The sequence below is a fragment of the Paroceanicella profunda genome, assembly GCF_005887635.2.
Classification (GTDB): Bacteria; Pseudomonadota; Alphaproteobacteria; order Rhodobacterales; family Rhodobacteraceae; genus Paroceanicella; species Paroceanicella profunda.
This window is the reverse complement of record NZ_CP040821.1, coordinates 66,026-84,469: the sequence shown is the minus strand read 5'-3', so window position 1 is coordinate 84,469 and position 18,444 is coordinate 66,026. Positions and strand designations below refer to the sequence as shown.

13 protein-coding genes and 1 pseudogene are annotated in these 18,444 nt (G+C 70.2%); 5 read left to right on the top strand and 9 right to left on the bottom strand.

What is annotated here, in order from left to right:
- Window positions 1-3: 3 nt before the first annotated feature.
- The 3 genes from FDP22_RS22245 to FDP22_RS22235 are packed head-to-tail and all read right to left on the bottom strand — an operon-like array spanning window position 4 to window position 3,579.
- The gene (locus tag FDP22_RS22245) at window positions 4-912 is read right to left on the bottom strand and encodes an ABC transporter permease subunit (RefSeq protein ID WP_138577002.1); all 909 of its coding nucleotides are present in this window, start codon (window positions 910-912) and stop codon (window positions 4-6) included.
- Window positions 913-919: 7 nt separating this feature from the next.
- Window positions 920-1,927 carry an ABC transporter permease subunit gene (locus FDP22_RS22240; RefSeq protein ID WP_138577004.1) on the bottom strand — a complete coding sequence of 336 codons (1,008 nt, stop codon included), beginning with the start codon at window positions 1,925-1,927 and terminating at the stop codon, window positions 920-922.
- 56 nt (window positions 1,928-1,983) lie between these two features.
- Window positions 1,984-3,579: an ABC transporter substrate-binding protein gene (locus tag FDP22_RS22235; protein ID WP_138577006.1), complete on the bottom strand. Its 1,596-nt coding sequence runs from the start codon at window positions 3,577-3,579 to the stop codon at window positions 1,984-1,986.
- Window positions 3,580-3,922: 343 nt separating this feature from the next.
- Between FDP22_RS22235 and FDP22_RS22230 the strand changes: the two are divergent.
- Window positions 3,923-4,657, top strand: a pseudogene (locus tag FDP22_RS22230) (SDR family oxidoreductase).
- Between the two features lie 186 nt (window positions 4,658-4,843).
- Window positions 4,844-5,701: a DMT family transporter gene (locus FDP22_RS22225; protein ID WP_239032031.1), complete on the top strand. Its 858-nt coding sequence runs from the start codon at window positions 4,844-4,846 to the stop codon at window positions 5,699-5,701.
- A 73-nt stretch (window positions 5,702-5,774) separates the two neighbouring features.
- On the opposite strand, the gene FDP22_RS22220 is transcribed toward FDP22_RS22225, so the two are convergent.
- Entirely contained in the window at window positions 5,775-6,119 is a 345-nt protein-coding gene (locus FDP22_RS22220) for a hypothetical protein (protein WP_138577008.1), read from the bottom strand.
- Between the two features lie 80 nt (window positions 6,120-6,199).
- Complete coding sequence (locus FDP22_RS22215; RefSeq protein ID WP_138577010.1) at window positions 6,200-7,474, bottom strand: replication initiation protein; 1,275 nt, start codon at window positions 7,472-7,474, stop codon at window positions 6,200-6,202.
- A 643-nt stretch (window positions 7,475-8,117) separates the two neighbouring features.
- Between FDP22_RS22215 and FDP22_RS22210 the strand changes: the two genes are divergently transcribed.
- Entirely contained in the window at window positions 8,118-9,527 is a 1,410-nt protein-coding gene (locus tag FDP22_RS22210) for an AAA family ATPase (protein WP_138577012.1), read from the top strand.
- Complete coding sequence (locus FDP22_RS22205; protein ID WP_138577014.1) at window positions 9,514-10,629, top strand: ParB/RepB/Spo0J family partition protein; 1,116 nt, start codon at window positions 9,514-9,516, stop codon at window positions 10,627-10,629. The genes FDP22_RS22210 and FDP22_RS22205 overlap by 14 nt, the downstream gene beginning before the upstream one ends.
- A 93-nt stretch (window positions 10,630-10,722) precedes the next feature.
- Here FDP22_RS22205 and FDP22_RS22200 read toward each other — a convergent pair whose 3' ends face one another.
- The 4 genes from FDP22_RS22200 to FDP22_RS22185 all read right to left on the bottom strand — a co-directional run bounded on the left by FDP22_RS22200 (window position 10,723) and on the right by FDP22_RS22185 (window position 16,325).
- A complete protein-coding gene (locus FDP22_RS22200) occupies window positions 10,723-11,871 on the bottom strand; it encodes a ComEC/Rec2 family competence protein (protein WP_138577016.1) in 1,149 nt (382 codons plus the stop codon).
- 12 nt (window positions 11,872-11,883) lie between these two features.
- Window positions 11,884-14,022 carry a S8 family peptidase gene (locus FDP22_RS22195; protein WP_138577018.1) on the bottom strand — a complete coding sequence of 713 codons (2,139 nt, stop codon included), beginning with the start codon at window positions 14,020-14,022 and terminating at the stop codon, window positions 11,884-11,886.
- A gap of 28 nt (window positions 14,023-14,050) precedes the next feature.
- Complete coding sequence (locus FDP22_RS22190; protein ID WP_138577020.1) at window positions 14,051-14,977, bottom strand: hypothetical protein; 927 nt, start codon at window positions 14,975-14,977, stop codon at window positions 14,051-14,053.
- Between the two features lie 184 nt (window positions 14,978-15,161).
- A complete protein-coding gene (locus FDP22_RS22185; protein WP_170317847.1) occupies window positions 15,162-16,325 on the bottom strand; it encodes a patatin-like phospholipase family protein in 1,164 nt (387 codons plus the stop codon).
- A 274-nt stretch (window positions 16,326-16,599) separates the two neighbouring features.
- On the opposite strand from FDP22_RS22185, the gene FDP22_RS25020 reads away from it, so the two are divergent.
- Complete coding sequence (locus FDP22_RS25020; protein ID WP_138577024.1) at window positions 16,600-18,432, top strand: peptidoglycan-binding protein; 1,833 nt, start codon at window positions 16,600-16,602, stop codon at window positions 18,430-18,432.
- The last annotated feature ends 12 nt before the right edge of the window (window positions 18,433-18,444 follow it).

The window sequence follows — 18,444 nt, the reverse complement described above, 5'->3', positions numbered from 1 at the left end:
GGCTCAGCTCCGCTTCAGGCGCGGGTCGAGCGCGTCGCGCAGCCCGTCACCCACGAGGTTGATGGCAAGCACCGTGATCAGGATGGCGAGACCCGGGAAGGTCACCACCCACCAGGCGCGCAGGATGAACTCCCGCGCCTCGGCCAGCATGGTGCCCCATTCCGGCGTGGGCGGCTGCGCGCCCATGCCGAGGAAGCCGAGCGCGGCCGCGTCCAGCACCGCGTTGGAGAAGGAGAGCGTGCCCTGCACGATCAGCGGCGCGAGGCAGTTGGGCAGGATGGTGCGGAACATCAGCCGCAGCTTGCCGGCACCGGCCACGCGCGCGGCCATCACGTATTCGCGGTTGCGCTCCGACATCACCGCCGCCCGGGTGAGCCGGGCGAAATGCGGCTGCAGCACCAGCGCGATGGCGATCATCGCGTTGGTGAGGCCGGGGCCGAGGATGGCCACCAGCACCAGCGCGAGCAGCAGCGAGGGGAAGGCGAGGATCACGTCCATCACCCGCATGATCACCGTGTCGACCCAGCCGCCGAAGAAGCCGGCGACCAGCCCGATCACGATGCCGCCCACCAGCGCGATGGTCACCACCACCACGCCGATGAACAGCGACTGCTGGGCGCCGTAGATCAGCCGCGAGAGGATGTCGCGGCCCACCGCGTCGGTGCCGAGCAGGAAGGAGGCGGAACCCCCCTCATCCCAGACCGGCGGGGTGAGCAGCGCGTCGCGGTACTGCTGGGTGGGGTCGTGCGGCGCGACCAGCGGGGCGGCGAGCGCCACGATCACCAGCACGGCGAAGACCACGAGCCCGATCAGCGCGCCACGGTTTTCCCGGAAGTAGAACCAGAACTCGGCAAGGGCGGCACCGCGCCCGCCGCCGGCGTTCTGGGGTTCGATTTCGGTGACTTCTGACATGGCCGCCTCACTTGTGCCGGATGCGGGGGTTGATCAGCCCGTAGAGCAGATCGACGAGCAGGTTCACGATCATGACCACGGCGGCGATGAGCAGCAGGCCGCCCTGCACCACCGGGTAGTCGCGCCGGAAGATGGAATCGACCATCCATTTCCCGATGCCCGGCCATGAGAAGATGGTCTCGGTGAGGATGGCGCCGGCCAGCACCACGCCCACCTGCAGGCCGATGGTGGTGATGACGGGGATGAGCGCGTTGCGCAGCGCGTGCACGTTCACCACCCGCCAGGGGCTCATGCCCTTGGCGCGGGCGGTGCGCACGTAATCCTCGCTCAGCACCTCGAGCATCGCCGAGCGCGACTGGCGCGCGATCACCGCCATGGGGATGGTGGCGAGCACGATGGTCGGCAGGATGAGATGCGAGACAGCGGAGGCGAAGGCGCCGCTCTGCCCGGAGAGCAGGCTGTCGATCAGCATGAAGCCGGTGACCGGCGGGAAGAAGTAGAGCAGCGAGATGCGGCCCGAGACCGGAGTCCACTGCAGGATGCCGGAGAACAGGATGATGAGCAGCAGCCCCCACCAGAAGATCGGCATGGAGTAGCCCACCAGCGCCGTGCCCATCGACACCTGGTCGAACCAGGAGCCGCGCCGGATGGCGGCGAAGACACCGAGCGGGATGCCCACGATGGTGGCGAGCAGCATGGCGCAGAGGCCGAGCTCCACCGTGGCGGGGAACAGGGCCATGAACTCGGTCAGCACCGGCTTCTTGGTGACGAGCGAGGTGCCCAGGTCCCCCTGGAACAGCCCGGCGAGATAGCCCAGATACTGCTCCCACAGCGGGCGGTCGAAGCCGAGCTGGTGCAGGAGCTGCTGGTAGCGCTCGGGGGAGAGGCCGCGTTCGCCGGCCATCAGCAGCACCGGGTCTCCGGGCAGCACGCGGACGAAACCGAAGGCCACGATGGTGATCCCGAGAAAGGTGGGCACCAGCACCGCGAGCTTGGACAGGAGGAATCTGAGCATGAATGGACCTCTGCCTGCCCGCCGGCCGCAGCCGGCGGGTGGCGTTGGGCTTCAGATCACTCGGCGATGTCAACACCGTCGAAACGGTGGAGGCCGAGCGGGTTCATCTTGTAGCCGGTCACCTTGGAGGCCATCGGCATGAAGACGGTGGAATGGGCCAGGGTCGCCCAGGGCGCCTGGTCCTTGAAGCGGAGCTGCGCCTCCTCGTAGAGCGCGGTGCGCTCGGCGGTATCGGCGGTCTTGCGGGCGCGCTCGATGAGGTCGTTGAAGTCCTCGTCGCACCAGTTGGCGCGGTTCGAGCCGCCCACGGCCGCACAGCCCAGCAGCACGCCCAGGAAGTTGTCCGGGTCGCCGTTGTCGCCGGTCCAGCCGAGGATCACGGCACCGTCACGCTCCTTGTCGGAGGATTTCTTCAGGTACTCGCCCCACTCGTAGGACACGATCTCCACGGTCACGCCCACCTTGGCGAAATCCGCCTGGATGAGCTCGGCCGTGCGGCGCGCGTTGGGCATGTAGGGGCGCTGCACCGGCATGGCCCAGACCTTCATGGACAGGTCGCTCACGCCTGCATCCTCAAGCATCTTCTTCGCCGCGTCCGGGTCGTAGGGGTCGTCCTGGACCGCGTCGTTGTAGCTCCACATCGTGGGCGGGATCGGGTTCTTGGCCACCACGCCGGTGCCCTGGAACACCGCGTCGATGATCGCCTGCTTGTTCATCGCCATGTTGAGGGCGCGGCGCACCTCGGGCTTGTCGAACGGCGCCTTCAGGGTGTTGTAGGCGAGATAGGCCACGTTGAGGCCCGGCTGCTCCATCACGGTGATCGCGTCGTCGGCCTGCAGCGCTTCCACGTCGGCCGGCGACGGGTAGGGCATGATCTGGCATTCGCCGGCCATGAGCTTCTGCATGCGCACGGCGGGATCGGTGGTGATGGCGAAGATCAGGTCGTCGATCGGCTGCTTGCCGCGCCAGTAGTCCGGGTTCGCGTGGTAGCGGATCACCGCGTCCTTCTGGTAGGCGACGAACTGGAACGGGCCGGTGCCGACGGGAATCTGGTTCAGGTCCTCCTTGCGGCCTTCCTTGTCCAGCGTGTCGGCGTATTCCTCGGAGAGGATGGAGGCGAAATCCATCGCGAGGTTGGCGAGGAAGGGCGCCTCGGGGCGGGTGAGCTTGAAGGTCACCGTGTGATCGTCGACCTTCTCGATGCTGTCGATGAGCGTGCTCATGTCCATCGCGTCGAAATACTCGTAGACGATGCCGGCGGTGTACTCGTGCCAGGGGTTGTCGGCGTCCTTCTGGCGGTTGAAGGAGAACAGCACGTCATCGGCATTGAAATCGCGGCTGGGGGTGAAGCCGTCGATGGTCTGGAACTTCACGCCCTGGCGGAGGTGGAAGGTATACTGCAGCCCGTCGTCGGAGACGTCCCAGCTCTCGGCAAGGCCGGGGATCACCTCGGTGGTGCCGTTCTCGAACTCGACCAGGCGGTTGTACACCGGCTGGGAGGAGGCGTCGAAGGTGGTGCCGGCGGTGTAGGGCGCCGGGTCGAAGCCCTCGGGGGAGCCTTCCGAACAGTACACCAGGGTTTTGGCGGAGGCCCCGCCGGCCAGCGCCAGCGTGATCGCCGTGGCGGCCAGGAACCGCGTCTTGATTGTCATTGGAAACTCCTCCGTTGGATTCGGACTTCTGGCCCGGATGGGGCGCGCAAGTAACCGATCGCGTGGCAGAGCGACAACCCGTCCACAATCGGTCTTCGACATCACGGGCATTATTGAACGCAACGTCAAGTTCCCGCGGCCGGCGCCATCCGGCAGCGGCGATCCTAGATCAAGCGGCGATTCCGGAGAACCCACCGCGCGGCTCCCGCCCGGGCCCGGGGCCCATTGTGCGGTCTCCCGGACAGACTGACCGGATATTGCCGATTTTTCGCGCCCCGCCCGCGCATTATGTCCTGCCCTGCACGGGCGGCATCGGGCCGCCCGGGACATCCGGAGCCAGACCATGACACAGACACCAGCAGCCCTCGTCACCGGAGCGTCGCGCGGCATCGGCTCGGCCATCGCCAGCCGGCTCGCGGCCGACGGCTTCCATGTCGTGGTGAACTACGCGGGCCGCGAGCAGGATGCGGCGGACACGGTCGCGCGGATCGAGGCCGCCGGCGATGCCGCCACCGCCCTGCGCGCCGACGTGAGCGAGGCCGCCTCCGTGGCCGCGCTGTTCGACGCCACCGAAGCCGCCTGTGGCGTGCCGCAGGTGGTGGTGAGCAACGCCGGCGTGATGCATCTCGCCCCGGTGGCCGAGACCAGCGAGGAGATGTTCGAGCGGATGATGGCGGTGAACCTGCGGGGCACCTTCCTCGTGCTGCGCGAGGCCGCGCGGCGCATGGGCCCCGGCGGGCGCATCGTCACCCTGTCGACCTCCGTCGTGGGCACCCGGCTGCCCAACTACGCCACCTACACCGCCAGCAAGGCCGCCGTGGAGGCGATGACCGCCACCCTGGCGAAGGAGCTGCGCGGAAGGCAGATCACCGCGAATTCCGTCGCCCCCGGCCCCACCGCGACGGAGCTCTTCCTCGACGGCAAGTCCGAGGCGCTGGTGGAGAGCATGGCGCAGGCCTCGCCGCTGCAGCGGCTGGGCTAGCCGCAGGACATCGCCGCGGCCGTGTCCTTCCTCGCCGGCCCGGACGGCGGCTGGATCAACGGCCAGGTGCTGCGCGCGAACGGCGGGCTGGTCTGACACGCCCGCCCCGCGCCCGCCGCCGGCACATCCGCCCCGCGGCGGGCGCCGAGGCCACTGGAATCCCCCCGGGAAACGTGCTGCAGTGCGTCACCGTCGGCCCGGCGCCGACCGTTCCGGCCCCGCAGCCCGCGTCGGCCGTCCCACCGGAGAGTTCCCGTGCAGCCCGAGAAGCATAGCAGTTCCGTGCCGACCGTTCCTGTCGCCATCCTGACGACCATTGCCGCGGGCCTGTGCCTGTCGCTGATGGATTCGATCGGCAAGCACCTGGCCGAAGGGCTGAACGTGGTCGAGGCGGTCTGGGCGCGGTATGCCGGCCACACGGTGGCCATCACCCTCTACCTGCTGCGCCACTCCGGCCTCTCCTTCCTGCACACCCGGCGCCCCGGGCTGCAGTTCGCCCGGGCCGCGACGCTCTTCGCCGCCACGCTGCTGATGTACACCTCGCTCACCTACGTGCCGCTGGCCGACGCGACCGCGATCCAGTTCCTTGCCCCGGTGCTGGTCACGCTGTGGTCCGCGCTGTTCCTGGGCGAGCGTATCGGCATCCACCGCATCCTCGCGGTGCTGGCGGGTTTCATCGGGGTGGTGATCATCGTCGCGCCGGGGATCTCGCTCGACACGCCGGCACTGCTGTTGCCGCTGGGCGTGGCCTTCGCCGTGTCCTTCTACTTCATCCTCACCCGGATGCTCGCCTACCCGGAAGAGCAGGATTTCACCCAGTTCGCCACCACGGCCCTGGGCGCGCTGGTTCTGAGCTGCGCCCTGCCCTTCGTCTGGGAAACCCCGGGCCTCACCGACGTGGCGCTGATGTGCGCCATCGGCATGGTCGGCGCGCTGGGGCACTTCCTGCTCATCACCGCCTTCTCCATGGCCAGCGCGTCACTGCTCTCCCCCTATCTCTACAGCCAGGTCTTCGGCTCGGCGCTGATCAGCGTGACCTGGTTCGGCGACCCGCTCTCTCCGACGATGCTGGCGGGAACCTCGCTGCTGGTGGGCAGCGGCCTCTACATCTGGTGGCGCGAGAACCGGCGCGCCCTCTGACAGCCCCCTGCCCCATCGTGGCCCCGATCATGCCGCGGCGCGCATGCTCCGGGCGGAGCATGGGGCATCCGCCTCACCGTTCCAGAACGCAGACCGGCGTGACGGCGCCGCAGCCGGTCTCCGCCGCCCGGTCGCTGCGCAGGGCCTCCAGCGCCCGGACGGCGCGCCGGCGCAGGAAGAAGGCGTCCGCCTCCTGCAGCCAGTGCGCCATCTCGCTCTCCCGGGCCGCGCGGGTGCGGCAGGTCCAGGTCAGCGGGCGCACGAGTTCCTCATAGCCGGCGGGCGGCTCGAGCACCCCGGCAGGGCACAGCGCGGCCAGCGCCTCTGCCCGCTCCGGGCTGGCGACGGCCGCGCCCCAGCCAATGGCCGCAAGCCCCGCCGCAACGAGAAGGAAAGGGATGAACAGGCTCCGAAGCACGATGACTCTCCCGAGGATATCTGGTCCGGCCCCGACGCTACTTCGTTAACCTTACCAAATGCTGAACTCCCCTGCCCCTCTCAGTTCCCGGGCTGCGCGGCGAAGATGTCCGGCTCCAACTCTTCCCAGAAGGCGAAGATCGCCCGGGCGTTCAGCGCCGAGGACCAGCCGAAGCGCCGGAAATCCTCGCGGTCCAGCTCGTCGTCCAGCCGGCCCAGGAACAGCCGGCGGTCCGCATCGCGCTGGGTGGGGTTGCGCCGCGACGCCACCGCTTCCACGGCGCGGAAGCGCGCGGCGCGGGCGGCCTTCTCCGCGTCGCGGGCCTCGGCCCGGCGGCGCTCGGCAAGATCGGCCTCCGCGCGCAGCCGCGCCGCTTCGCCGGCCTCGGGCGACGGCGCAGGCGCGGGCACCGCCTCGGGCGCCTTGTAATCCCCCGCGATGGCGGCGGAGAGATAGCGCACCGGCGCCGCCACGCCGCGCCGTCCGGCCACGTAGGCGAGCTTCTCCGCGACATAGGCCGCCCCGTGCTCGGCAATCCACTGCCGGGCCAGCCGGTCTCCCACCCCGCGGTCCACGAGCTGGCGATAGACCTGGCTGGTCCGCACCCCCTCATCGTCATCGATGTCGAACATCGCCAGCTGCGGGTTCTCGCGGATCAGGAAGCGGATGCCGGTGATGGAACGCCCGCGCTTCTCGAACTCGGGCGTCACCACGATGTTGGAGGTGCGGTTCACCTCGGCCACCGCCGGCTTGATGATCTTGGCGTTGAGATGCTTGAAGCTCTCGTAATAGCTGGAGCCGTCGACGCCCATCAGCCGGCGGAACAGCTCCAGCGGCCACCAGCCGGTGGAGCCCGTGCGCGTGAAACGGTAGCAGTTCTCGTACAGCGCCAGCCCGTGCCCGGAGGTGAACCGCCGCTGGATGTTGAGGTTGATCAGCGCGAAGACCTTCGGGTCATGCAGCTTCTCCGCCAGCGCCGGCGAATAGGCATAGTCGCACACCCCGCCGCGCAGCCGGGCATGGGCGAGCATGGAGGACACGCCCCATTCCTGCCGGCCCTTCGCATCCAGCATGTCCCATTCCGCCACCGTCTCCACCAGAGAGCGCAGGGCCTCGCGCAGCGTGTCCATGTCGTTGGAATTGTAGCCCACCATCATGCACAGGGTGCGGGCGTCGATGCTGTGGGTGGCGCGGGTGATCAGTTCGTCATAGGCATTGAGCAGCAGCACGTTCGACAGCTTGCGCTGCAGCAGCGTAAGCTTGCCGGAGATGTGGATCGCCGCCACGTTCTTCCTGACCGAGCCGCGCCGCAGCGGCCCGGACAGCCTGTCGCGCGGGATATCGACATCCGCCATCGCCTGCCCTCTCATCCTGCCCGTTCCCCGATCCGGGCTCTTGCGGCCACGGCGTGGGGAATCGAGGAGAGTATCCGACAGGAGGAACCCGCGCACAAGAGAACAGTGGGTACCTGCCGATCGCGCTGCCACCGCCGGCCCCGTGTACCGTAACCGGGTTCCTTTCGCCGCCCCTGAGGGACACACCGCCATACACCGCCCCGCGCGGAGTCTCCCGCAAGGCCCCGATACCGTAAACCGGTGCCTTTCGCTTCGCCTTGCACGCAGGAAGTGCTGGATTTGCCCTTCCCGCAACCGGGCACCCCTCCCCCCGGATTCGGGCGCTCTCCATCCTGTAACCGGGGCCCCTTGGCCCCGTGTCCGGGTGCCCTTGCGACTGTATCCGGGCGCCTGGAACTCTCTAGTGTGTTGATCTCAAGGATTTTTTCTTGCCCAAAGATTCTAAATATCCTTAAAGACTCTGAAGCTTTGCGCTGCCTTTTTTCGGGGTAAATCCGGGGAAACAGGGGGTTTCGCGGCGAAACCTCTGGTGCTGCAGCCTGGGCTAATGCAAAGTCATGACCGAATTCACATGAACTTCACGATGTGCGATGAATTCGATGATAAGCGTCGATAAGGCGAACATCCACCAAGGCAGTGACACATGAGCAGGAAACCCGAATCCACCACACCGCCCTATTTCAACATCGACCCGGAGAAGTCCGCGGGCAAGATCGGCCAGCCGGTCACCACCGCCCGATTCGCCAAGGTCGCCGCCTTCTGCAGCAAGGGTAGGGAGGATCTTGCCCGACGCGGCCACGCACCGGAAGGCAAGAAACGCCTGCGCCGCTTTTCCGCCTGGGAGGTGACGCGGTTCCTCATCCCGGTGGCACCGGCGCATCTGCGCCGGGTGCTGAGGTCCAATCCCGAACTGCCGCAGGGAGAGGGTGAGGGCGGCAGCAAGTGGTTCACGCTGGAGGAGGTGCTCACCCTGCGGGATCACTTCGCCAAGGAGGGGGTGGCCACCAAGGAATACCGGCCGTGGCGCCCGGAGGGGCTGCCCGCGAAGATCGTCGCCGTAGCGAATTTCAAGGGCGGGGTCGGCAAGACCTCCACTGCCGCGCACCTGGCCATGTCCGCCGCGCTGGACGGCTACAAGGTGCTGGTGATCGATCTCGACAGCCAGGGCTCCATGACCTCGATCTTCGGGGGGCAAGTGGAGGATGAATGGAAGACGGTGTTCCCGCTCATCGCGAAGGATTACGCGAAGGCGGTGGAGGCGGAAAACCGGGTGCGCGCCGCGCGTGGCGACACCCCCCTGCCCCTTGACGAAACCCTCACCGAGGCGCTGACGGTTTCGTCGCGAAACCTGATCCAGAAGACGCATTGGCCGAATATCGACCTCATCGGTGCGCAGCTCAACCTCTACTGGGCGGAGTTCCAGATTCCCGTGTGGCGCATGGGCTTGCGGTCCTGGCCGCTGTGGGACGCACTGGGGAATTTCCTGAACGACGAAGGCGTGCTGGACGCCTATGACGTGATCTTCCTCGATACGCCGCCGGCGCTGGGGTATCTCACCATCAACGCGCTGGCGGCCGCCGACATCCTGCTGGTTCCGCTCGGGGCGTCCTTCCTGGAGTTCGATTCCACCGGGCGGTTCTTCGACATGCTGTACTCCACCTTCGCCTCCATCGAGGAAGGCGAGAACTCCCAGCGGCGCATGTTGGGCATTGAGGAGGTCCAGTTCGAATGGGACGTGGTGCGCGCCGTGATCACCCGGTTCGACGCCTCCCAGCAGACGGACCTTGCCAATGTCATCCATGCCTATATCGGGGATTTCATGAATGCCTACCGGCAGGAATTCACCGCGCTGGTCGGCCAGGCCGGCGAGAGTGTGAACGGCATCTACGAGGCGGATTACCGGGAGTTCAACCGCGAGACCTACCTGCGCGGGCGTGAGGCATTCGACCGGACGTATGCGGAGTTCAAGGAACTGCTGCTCGGTGCCTGGTGGCGTGACCAGCAGATGGCGAAACAGGATGCCGAGAAGGAGGCAGGCCATGGCAAGGCGTAAGAGACTGGAGGCGCCGAGCGCCGAGGATCTGGCAGCGTTCGACGAGAGTTTCGCGGCGAAACCGGTGTCAGGCCGCCCCGGCATGGCGGCGCCCATTGCCCAGGTGGCGGCCGAGGCGGCCCGCGAAATGCAGCCCGGAACCGCTGCGGACCGTGAACGCCGGGCGCGGGTGGAGGCGGATGCCTCCGCATGGCGCGGGGCGATGGACAGTGGCCGGGTGCTGCTGGACCTGCCGCTGGACGCCGTGCGCGCGGACCATATCACCCGTGACCGCGTGATGGTGGACCACGAGGAGATGGAGGAGTTGAAGGCGTCGTTGCGCGCCGCCGGGCAGCGACATCCGATCGAGGTGGTGGCTCTGGGCCGCGGTTCCGCCGGTGAGGTACCCGTTTACGGTCTCGTTTCCGGCTGGCGCCGGCTGACGGCCCTGCATGCCCTGCGCTCGGAAACCGGCGATGCCCGGTTCGGCACGGTTCGCGCCATTCTCTGCGCGGCGGAGGATGCTGGCGCGGCCTATACCGCGATGGTGGTGGAGAACGAGGTTCGGGCCCAGCTCACGCCCTATGAGCGCGGACGCATCGCGGTGGTGGCCGCCGGGCAGGGCGCCTTTGCCTCGCCCGAGGCCGCGGTGGACACGATCTTCGCGGCCGCCTCGAAGGCGAAGCGCTCCAAGATCCGGTCCTTCGCGCTGGTGCATGAGGAACTCGGAGACCTGCTGGCGCATCCGGCGGGATTGTCGGAGAAGGCCGGGCTGCACCTGGCGCAGGCGCTCCGCCAGGGTTTCGCGGCGAAACTCCGCACTGTTCTGGCCGAGGCGCATGAGAGCGGGCGGACCGGCTCGGCGGAGGCCGAGTGGCAGGTTCTGGAGGCCGCCATGGCCGCGCAGGCACCGGAGCCCCAGCGCCCGGCGAAGGGCGGCCGCCCGCCCAGCCTGCGGAAGCTCGGCAGCAGGGTGAGCCTGCCCGGCGGCATCATGGCTGAGCCGGTGCGGGACGCGAAGGGATTTGCCATCCGGTTCCACGGCGAGGCGATGACGGAGGCCCTGCTGGAGGACCTGATGATGCGGCTCGCCACCGGGAAACCCGGTTCGGGCAAGGGGTAACCCGGACATGCCGATGTGCCGCGCATTATGACGATATTTTGCACGTTAATCGCTTGTCGCGGCCGTATGAACTGAGCTGGCCGACCGACGCTGTCAGAGCTCGATCAAGGCACCGGTGGCGGTATCGGTCGGTTCGATGACGCATCCGGCGGGGGCTTTCGTCAGCGCCTCCGCCAGGCGTTTGCCCCGGTCCTCCGCCGCGTAGTCCCGGTGGGCCCTGATGGTCGCGAGCGGGTAGGTGAGGTGCAGGGTGAAACGGGTGCCGCGGCGCGCGGCGAAGAGCATTTCGAACATGCCGGGTTCGGGATTGCCGTGCTTGCCGTCGCCGCTGACCAGATAATGGTCGGCGGTGACGCGGCTGAGAAACTCCTCGGTGATGTTCCGGTCCGAGCCGTGATGCGGCATCTTCAGGATGTCGAAATGCAGGTCCGGACCGGAGAAGCCGGCCGCGGTGAGCCCGTCCAGGATCATGTCGCCGCGCGCGTCGCCGGTGAGCAGGGCGCGCCTGCCGCCGGCTTCGGCAACGGCCACGATGCTGGAGAGGTTGAACACCGAGCGGTCCAGGCTGGCGAGCGCCTCGGCGCGGGCCTGTCGCGCGGTTTCCCGGGCGAGGATCTTCGGCAGATGCCGGGCCCATTCGCGGCGCAGCGCCTCGAGGGCCGCGCGGTCCGGCCCGAGGATGCGCAGGGTGAGCGGGCCGCAGCTCCAGTCGGTATCGCGGCTGTCGGCGAGGGCGAGGCCATCGGTGAAGCCGTGGTTGCGCGGGATGGCGAGCGCGGCGAGGGCGTCGGTGAGGCGGCGGCCCTGTGCGACGCTGGAGAGCACGAAGCGGCTGTCGGTTCCGCCGGGCAGCAGGCCGGCGAGCGGGCTTGCGGAGCTGCTGAGCGCGGCGGCGGTGGAACCGGTGCGTGCTGCGTCGGGGCCGGCGAGGGCCAGCGCGTCGGTGAAGCCGTTGAACCAGGCTTCGCGCACCCGGGCCACGGCGGGGCGTCCGCTCTGCCGGTCCTCGATGAGCTTGTCGGTGAGCTCGAGGATGCCGGTGATGTGGTCCGCGTCGATGTGCGAGACCATGAGCAGGTCGATCAGGGCCGGGCCGCCACGGCCCAGCCCGGTGAGGGCGGGGGAGAGGGCGCGTCTCCACACCCCGGAGGGGCCGCCGTCGATCAGCACGCAAGTGCTTCCCGCGCTGAGCAGCAATGCGTCTCCGTGGTGGGCGGGCAGGGCGGCGAGGGTGAGCGACATGGGCAATCTCCTTCAGAGGGCCTGCAGGGCGCGCAGCGTGTCGAGCAACCCCGCGCCCTGGAAGTAGCGTTCGCGGCCGAGGTCGGTCGCGGTGGCGCAGAGCACCTCCTTCACCCGGTCCGGCTGGCCGCGCAGCTCGTCGTGCCGGGCCATGAGCAGGGCGGCGGCGCCGCTCACGTGCGGGGCCGCCATGGAGGTGCCGTCCTTGCGGTCATGCACGGCGCCGGGCACGGGGCCGAGGATCTTCTCGCCCGGGGCCACGAGGTCGGGCTTCATGCGGCCGTCGCCGGTGGGGCCTCGGCTGGAGAAGTAGCTGACCCCGTATTCATGCGGCCGGGCGCGGTGCGTGGCGCCCACGGTGATCACCTTCTGGGCGTTGCCCGGATCGGTGATGGTGGAGGCGCGGAAGCCGTCGGCCAGGGTGATCGCCTCCAGCGGTCCGGCGTCGAAGCCGCGGTTCCCGGCCGCCGCCACGATCACCATGCCCAGGGCCACGGCCTGGTCGCACTCGATGCAGATCGGGGTGTGGCCGCAGGCGTAGCGTCGCACTTCGTGCACCAGAGAGAGGCTGAGGTTGGCGCCGTGCACGGCGATGTAGCCGGCGCGGGCGTTCATCCAGCGCAGGTATTGCAGGGCGGCGAGCAGTTCGAATTCGTCCGTCTGCCCGTCATCGCGGAACACCCGGACATCGATGAGGCGGATGTCGGGGCACACGCCCTGCAGCACCCGGGTGCGCAGGGCGAGGGGCAGGGTCTCCTCGCCGGGGATGTCGTCGATCCAGTCCGCGCCCAGGATGCCGGCCACATGGGTGCCGTGGTCGGTGAGCGGCGGCATGGGGTCGGGTTCCTCGATCAGCGGGCGCAGGGCCTCCCAGTCCACCTCGCGGTTGAGGCGGATGCGGGTGCGCAGCTCCTCCATGTGGCGTTCGGCGGCGGCCTCGGCCTGGGCGGGGGAGAGGCCGCCCGGGGCGGCGGCGTTCAGGCGGCGCGCGAGGTCCGTGCGCAGCGCGGCGCGGGCTTCGGAAACCGCCGGGTCCTGCGCGGCATCGGCGGGGCCGGAGCCGAGCAGGTCCGCGTCCAGCAGGTCGCGGATCCGGGTGAAGTCGAGGGTGAGCACCACCCGGCTGGGCAGGTCCGCAAGTGCGGGCGGCGCGTCGCGCGGGCAGGGGAACGTGGTGTCGGCGAAGGCGGGGTGAGCCCTGTCGATGCCGCTGTCGATCACCGCCCAGGTGATCTCGCGGCAGCTCACGTCGAACAGCCGCCGCGCCGCGTCGGCCTTCACGGTGAGGGCGGAGCGCGAGACCGCAAGTTCAACCGGCCGGTTGCGTGTCACCCGCCAGATGAACTGCTCCGGCTGGAGGTTCTCCTCGGTGTTCCAGGCCTCGTAGATGCGGAAGAACCCGTCGACCAGCGCCTCTGCCGGAAACGCGTCCGGGCCCGGGGGCGGGGTGCCGCGCAGCACGTCGGGGCCGCGGCGCAGCATCCGGGCCTCCAGGGCGCGGCCGGTGGGGTCCGCCTCGTCCAGCAGGGCGTGGCCATCGAGGAAGGCCGTGCCGATCAGCCCGGCGAGCCGGACCAGCCACAGCAGGTCGGCGGGCAGGCGCTGGAGGTACAGCTTGCGCGCGGTGTCCGCGGCCGGGGCGGCGCCGGTCTCGTGCAGGCGCAGGGCCTCCACGAGGTCGCGCCGCCGCCCGGGGCCGTGCATCGGGAAGCCGGTCCAGTCCGCCGCCTCTCCGCGCCGGCCCGCGGGGGAGTGCGCGAGCCGCAGCAGCTGGTCGCGCGTTTCCCCCCACCAGGGCGTGAGCGGCAGGGCCAGCCGCATCAGCTCGTCGAAATGCAGCTCGGCGGAAATCTGCCCGGGGATGTGCGAGATCCGGGTGCGCCCGCGGGCGACCGGCGGCGTGCCGTCGGGGAAACGGTCTGCCTCGCGGGCGCGCAGGCGCCCGAGCATGGCGCCGAGCTGTGCCGCCGCCTGCCCGGCGCCGCGGTCATGCGACAGGGTGAGGATGAGCTTCTGCCGGCTGCGCGGCGCGAGGGCATAGGCCAGCCACACGTCGGAGAGCACCGGGCTGTCCTGGGTGAAGCGCAGCCCGCCGGGGCGCTCGAAGATCAGGTCGTGCAGGAGGACGGCGCGGCGTTGGTCATCGGTCATGGGGGGACTCTCCTGCGGGGAGGGGCGCTCAGAGCGTGACCTCGATGTCGACGATGGCCCCGGGGGCGAAGCGGAAGCTGCGGCCGGCCAGCGGGTCGGGCAGGGGGGTGCCCTGCGCATCCTGGCCGAGCACGCCGATCCGGTAGACCGGCCCGGCCTCCACCGCATATCCGCCGCTGCCGGGGAAGCGGTTCGGGTCGCGGAACATGAGCTGGCGCAGGCCGGGCGGGCGGGTGCCGACGGTGCCGGCGATGGCGGCGGGCTCCGGCGTGCCGTCCGGCACCTCGGAGACCGTGACGGCCACCGGCCCCGTCGAGTGGCTGCGCGTCACCCGCACCGACACCCAGGCGCGGGTGCCCGGCGGGCTGGGGGCCACCTCCTCCGCGCGATGGGAGGAGCGGAAGCCCAGCCCGCGCATCAGCCGGTTCACCCCGGCGCTGCCCCCCGCGAGGATGAGCGCGGTGAGCGCGCCGCTCACCGGCCCGCTCACCGCGTCGGCCTTGCGGTAGATGGCGATCAGGCTGGCAACGACATCGAGGTCGAATTTCCACACCATCAGCCAGGCCACGGCGAAGGCGATGGGCGTCTTCCAGCCCTTGCGGTCGAAATAGGCGAGGAACACCCGCCAGTCGAACAGCAGCGTCAGCGCGCTCTCCAGCAGCAGGGCGAGCACGAACAGCAGCACCAGCGCCTGCCCCGCCTGGGCCATCATGGCGGGATCGGAGAACACCAGCGGCGGGCTGCCGCTGTCCGTGTCGTCGGCCTGCGCGACGGCGGCCCCTGCGCGCAGCATCAGCGCAGCGAGGAGGGTTCCGAACCCGGCCAGGGTGGTTTCCGGGCTGCGGATGGCGGTGGCGATACCGGCAAGCGCCGCTCCGAATCCGCGGTCGGGGCGTGTGAGGCTGACCCGCGCTGCTGTCAACGCGCGGCGAGCGGAGGCGAGGCTGGCGCGCATTGCTGTCAACCCGCGGCGGACAGAGGTGAGGCTGGCGCGCATTGCTGTCAGCCCGCGGCGGACGGCGCGCCTGCGGGCGCTGGCCGGGAGGCCCGTGAGAGTGGCTCCGGGGTCGCGGCGGGGGAGGGGGGCACCGGTGAGGGGGGCGGCGCGGCGCATGGGGTGGGGTCCTTCGTGTCCGGGGTCAGGGGAACACCCGGGGCGGGCCGGCGGGGGCCGGGGCGCCGGGCAGGAGGTAGCTGCGCAGCGCGGCGTCGGCATAGCCGTAGCCGGCCTCGACCACCACCTTCTGCTCCGGGCGCGAGAGCGCCTCCAGCCGGGTGGGGGTGTCGCGGGCGCGACGCAGGGTGTCGGCGGAGGGTTTCCAGCCGTCGTGCAGCGGGAAATCCTCCATTTTCGTGCCGGCGGTCCAGTAGGCGCCGCGGCGCTCGGGCAGCCCGTCGGCCAGCCGGTGGCGGAACAGGTTGATCAGCATGCGCTCGCGCCAGTCGATGCTGGAGGCGAGGAAGCTGTAGACCACCGGCACCATGTGATCGACCGAGAAGCTGCTGGCCTCGGCGGCGGCGTTGTGGCCGGCGTAGCTGGCGATGAGGATGCCGCAGCGCTTCCACACCGCCTCCAGGCCGAGGTTGTCATGCACCCCGCCATCCACCAGCACCGGCTCGCGCCGCAGCTCGGGGGCGTCGAAGCGCGCGCCTTGCGGCGTCTCCACCGTCTCGCGCGAGAGGTCCAGCCGCAGCGGCGCCAGCACCGGCGGGAAGGCGGAGGAAGCGGCAACCGCGTCGGCCAGCCGCAGGTGCGCTGTGGTGGAGCGGAACGCCCGCCAGTCCGCGAGGTAGGCGCGGGTGAAGCGCACCAGCCCGCCGGTCTGCAGGTTGGTGGCGTTGAACACGAAGGCCGGGCGTTGCGGCAGGTCGCGCAGGGCGAACCCGTTGAAGACACGGCTGTCATACAGGTCCGCCAGCCGGTTGCCGGCCGAGACGAAGGGCAGGAGGCCCGCCAGCCCCACCCGGATGTCGAGCGTGCGCGCGGTGGCCTCCAGCACCGGCTCCACGAAGGCCGCGTGCAGCGCGTCGGCCGGGGCCACCCCGGTCGTCGCGTCAAAGGGCAGGTGCCGCCAGGCCATCGCCAGCAGCCCGGAGGTGATGGACCCGCCGGAGACGCTGGAGATCCGGTCGAGGCGCGGCAGCAGGCCCAGTTCGTTGAGCCGGATCACCGCGCCCGCGTGAAACAGCGTGGCCCGGTAGCCGCCGCCCGAGAAGCACAGGCCCACCGCGTCGGGGCGGTAGTTCACCAGGTCGCCGGAGCGGAAGAAGCCCGGAAGGGAGGAGACGCTCCAGTCGGTCATCGCGGGTAGCTCCCTGTGCTGCGGCGCGGGGCAGGGCCATGGCGCGCTGCTTCGGTTGGCGAGGTGTATCGGGGCCACTCTGGTCGCGAGTACGGCGAAAAACTGTGACATTTCGCACAGGATGCCAATAGAGGCGATGATACCGTCTCCGTCACTACATGGATCGGCAAGTCAATTAATGATAATGTTCTGTCAGTTAATTCCGGTGACTTTCTCCTGACGCCAGGTTCATGCTGCGTTGCGGGAGGTTCGGCCGGACGGGGAGGACGCGGTGATGACCTTCGAGGAGCGCCAGGCGCTGATTTCCGCAGCCGAGCTTCCGGTGATGCGCCGCCGCCGCGCGGGGGCGGACCCGGTGGAGCACCGCGCGCTCGGTGCCGTGCTCCGCAGGATCCGCGCGCTGCGCGACACGGTGGAGGCGGCACCGGCGGCGGCGGTCGATGACGCGGCCCTGGTCGAGACGCTGGCCGACAGTCTGGCCGGCGCCGTTGCCGCGCTGCGCAGCCGCCCGTTCGATTCCGCGCTCGGGGCCTATCAGGGCGTGCTGGACCGGCTGGGCGCCGCCGCCGCGCAGGCGCTGGCTGGAGGGCGTCACCTTCCGGACCCCGCCGCGCACCCTGAGGAGCCCGGCCCCGCGGCGGACGATGCCGTGGCCGTGGCGCCCCCGGTCGCCGACCGGCTCGAGGCGCTCTACGCCTCCTGCCGGCCCGACCCGGCGCGGCTGGCGGAGATCGACCGGTTCTACGTCGGCCCGCTTCTGCGCAACCGCGCGCTCTACGAGCAGCTCGGCGCCCGGCTGGACATCCCCTGGTGGTTCATCGGGGTGATCCACGGGCTGGAGGCCGGCTTCAGCCTGGAGACCCACCTGCACAACGGCGATCCGCTCTCGGCGCGCACCGTGCACCACCCCGCGCGCCGGCCGGCGGAGGGCCAGCCGCCCTTCACCTGGATGGAGAGCGCGGTGGACGCGCTGACCCTGGAGGGCCTGGCCGGGCTGGAGGACTGGCCCCTCGGCGCCATGCTCGACCGGATGGAACGCTACAACGGGCTGGGCTATCGCACCCGGGGCCTCGCCTCCCCCTATCTGTGGAGCTTTTCCAACCACTACCGCAGCGGCAAGTTCGTGGCCGATGGCCGGTTCGACCCCGACGCGGTCTCCGCGCAATGCGGCGGCGCGGTGCTGCTGCGCCGGCTGGAGGAGACCGGGGCGGTGCAGACCGGCCGGCCGCTCGACCCCGGCGCGGGGGCCGTGGCCGGGCTGGTGGCGCGGCTCGCCCCGGCCGGCGTGGCGGCGGAGCCCGGCTTTCCCGCGCCGCTGGCCAGGGTGGTGAGCGCCGAGCTGTCCTTTCCCGGCGAGATCGCCCGCGGCCGCAAGGACAAGGGCAGCCGGCGCGACGTGGCCCGGGTGCAGGAATGGTGTTCCTTCCACGGCGCGCGCACCGATATCGACGGAGAGTTCGGCGGCGCCACCGAGGCGGCGGTGATCGCCTTCCAGGCCCAGGCCGGGCTGCCGCGCACCGGCGTGGTGGACGAGCGGGTCTGGGCCGCGCTCACCGCGCCGATGCACCGGGCGCTGGCGGTACCGGCGCTCCCCTCCGGGGCCGGGATCTACGAGGCGGCGCTGGCCGTCGCGCGCCAGCATCTCGCCGAACACCCGGTGGAATTCACGGTGAAGGGGCAGGGCAACTGCGGCCCCTGGGTGCGGCTTTACATGCACGGCGCGCAGGGCGATGCGCAGCCCTGGTGCGCGGGGTTCGTGAGCCATGTCCTGGCCCAGGCCGGCCACGCGCTGGGAGAGGGCGCGCCGATCCCCCGGCAGGTGGGGGTGGACGCGCTGGTCGCCGACGCGAAGGCCGGCGGCCGCTTCGTGGCGGAGACCGAGCTCGGCAGCGCCGCGCGCCGGGCCGGGCGGTTGCGCCCGGGCGTGCTGTTCTGCGTGCGTGCCTCGGCGCAGGACTGGACGCATGTCGGCTTCCTCACCGGCATGGCCGCCGACAGTTTCGAGACCATCGAGGGCAACACGAACGACGAGGGCTCGCGGGAGGGGGTCGAGGTCTGCGCGCGGACGCGCGGCTGGCCCGGGCGCGATTTCGTGCTGCTCGCCTGAGGGGCGCCCGGG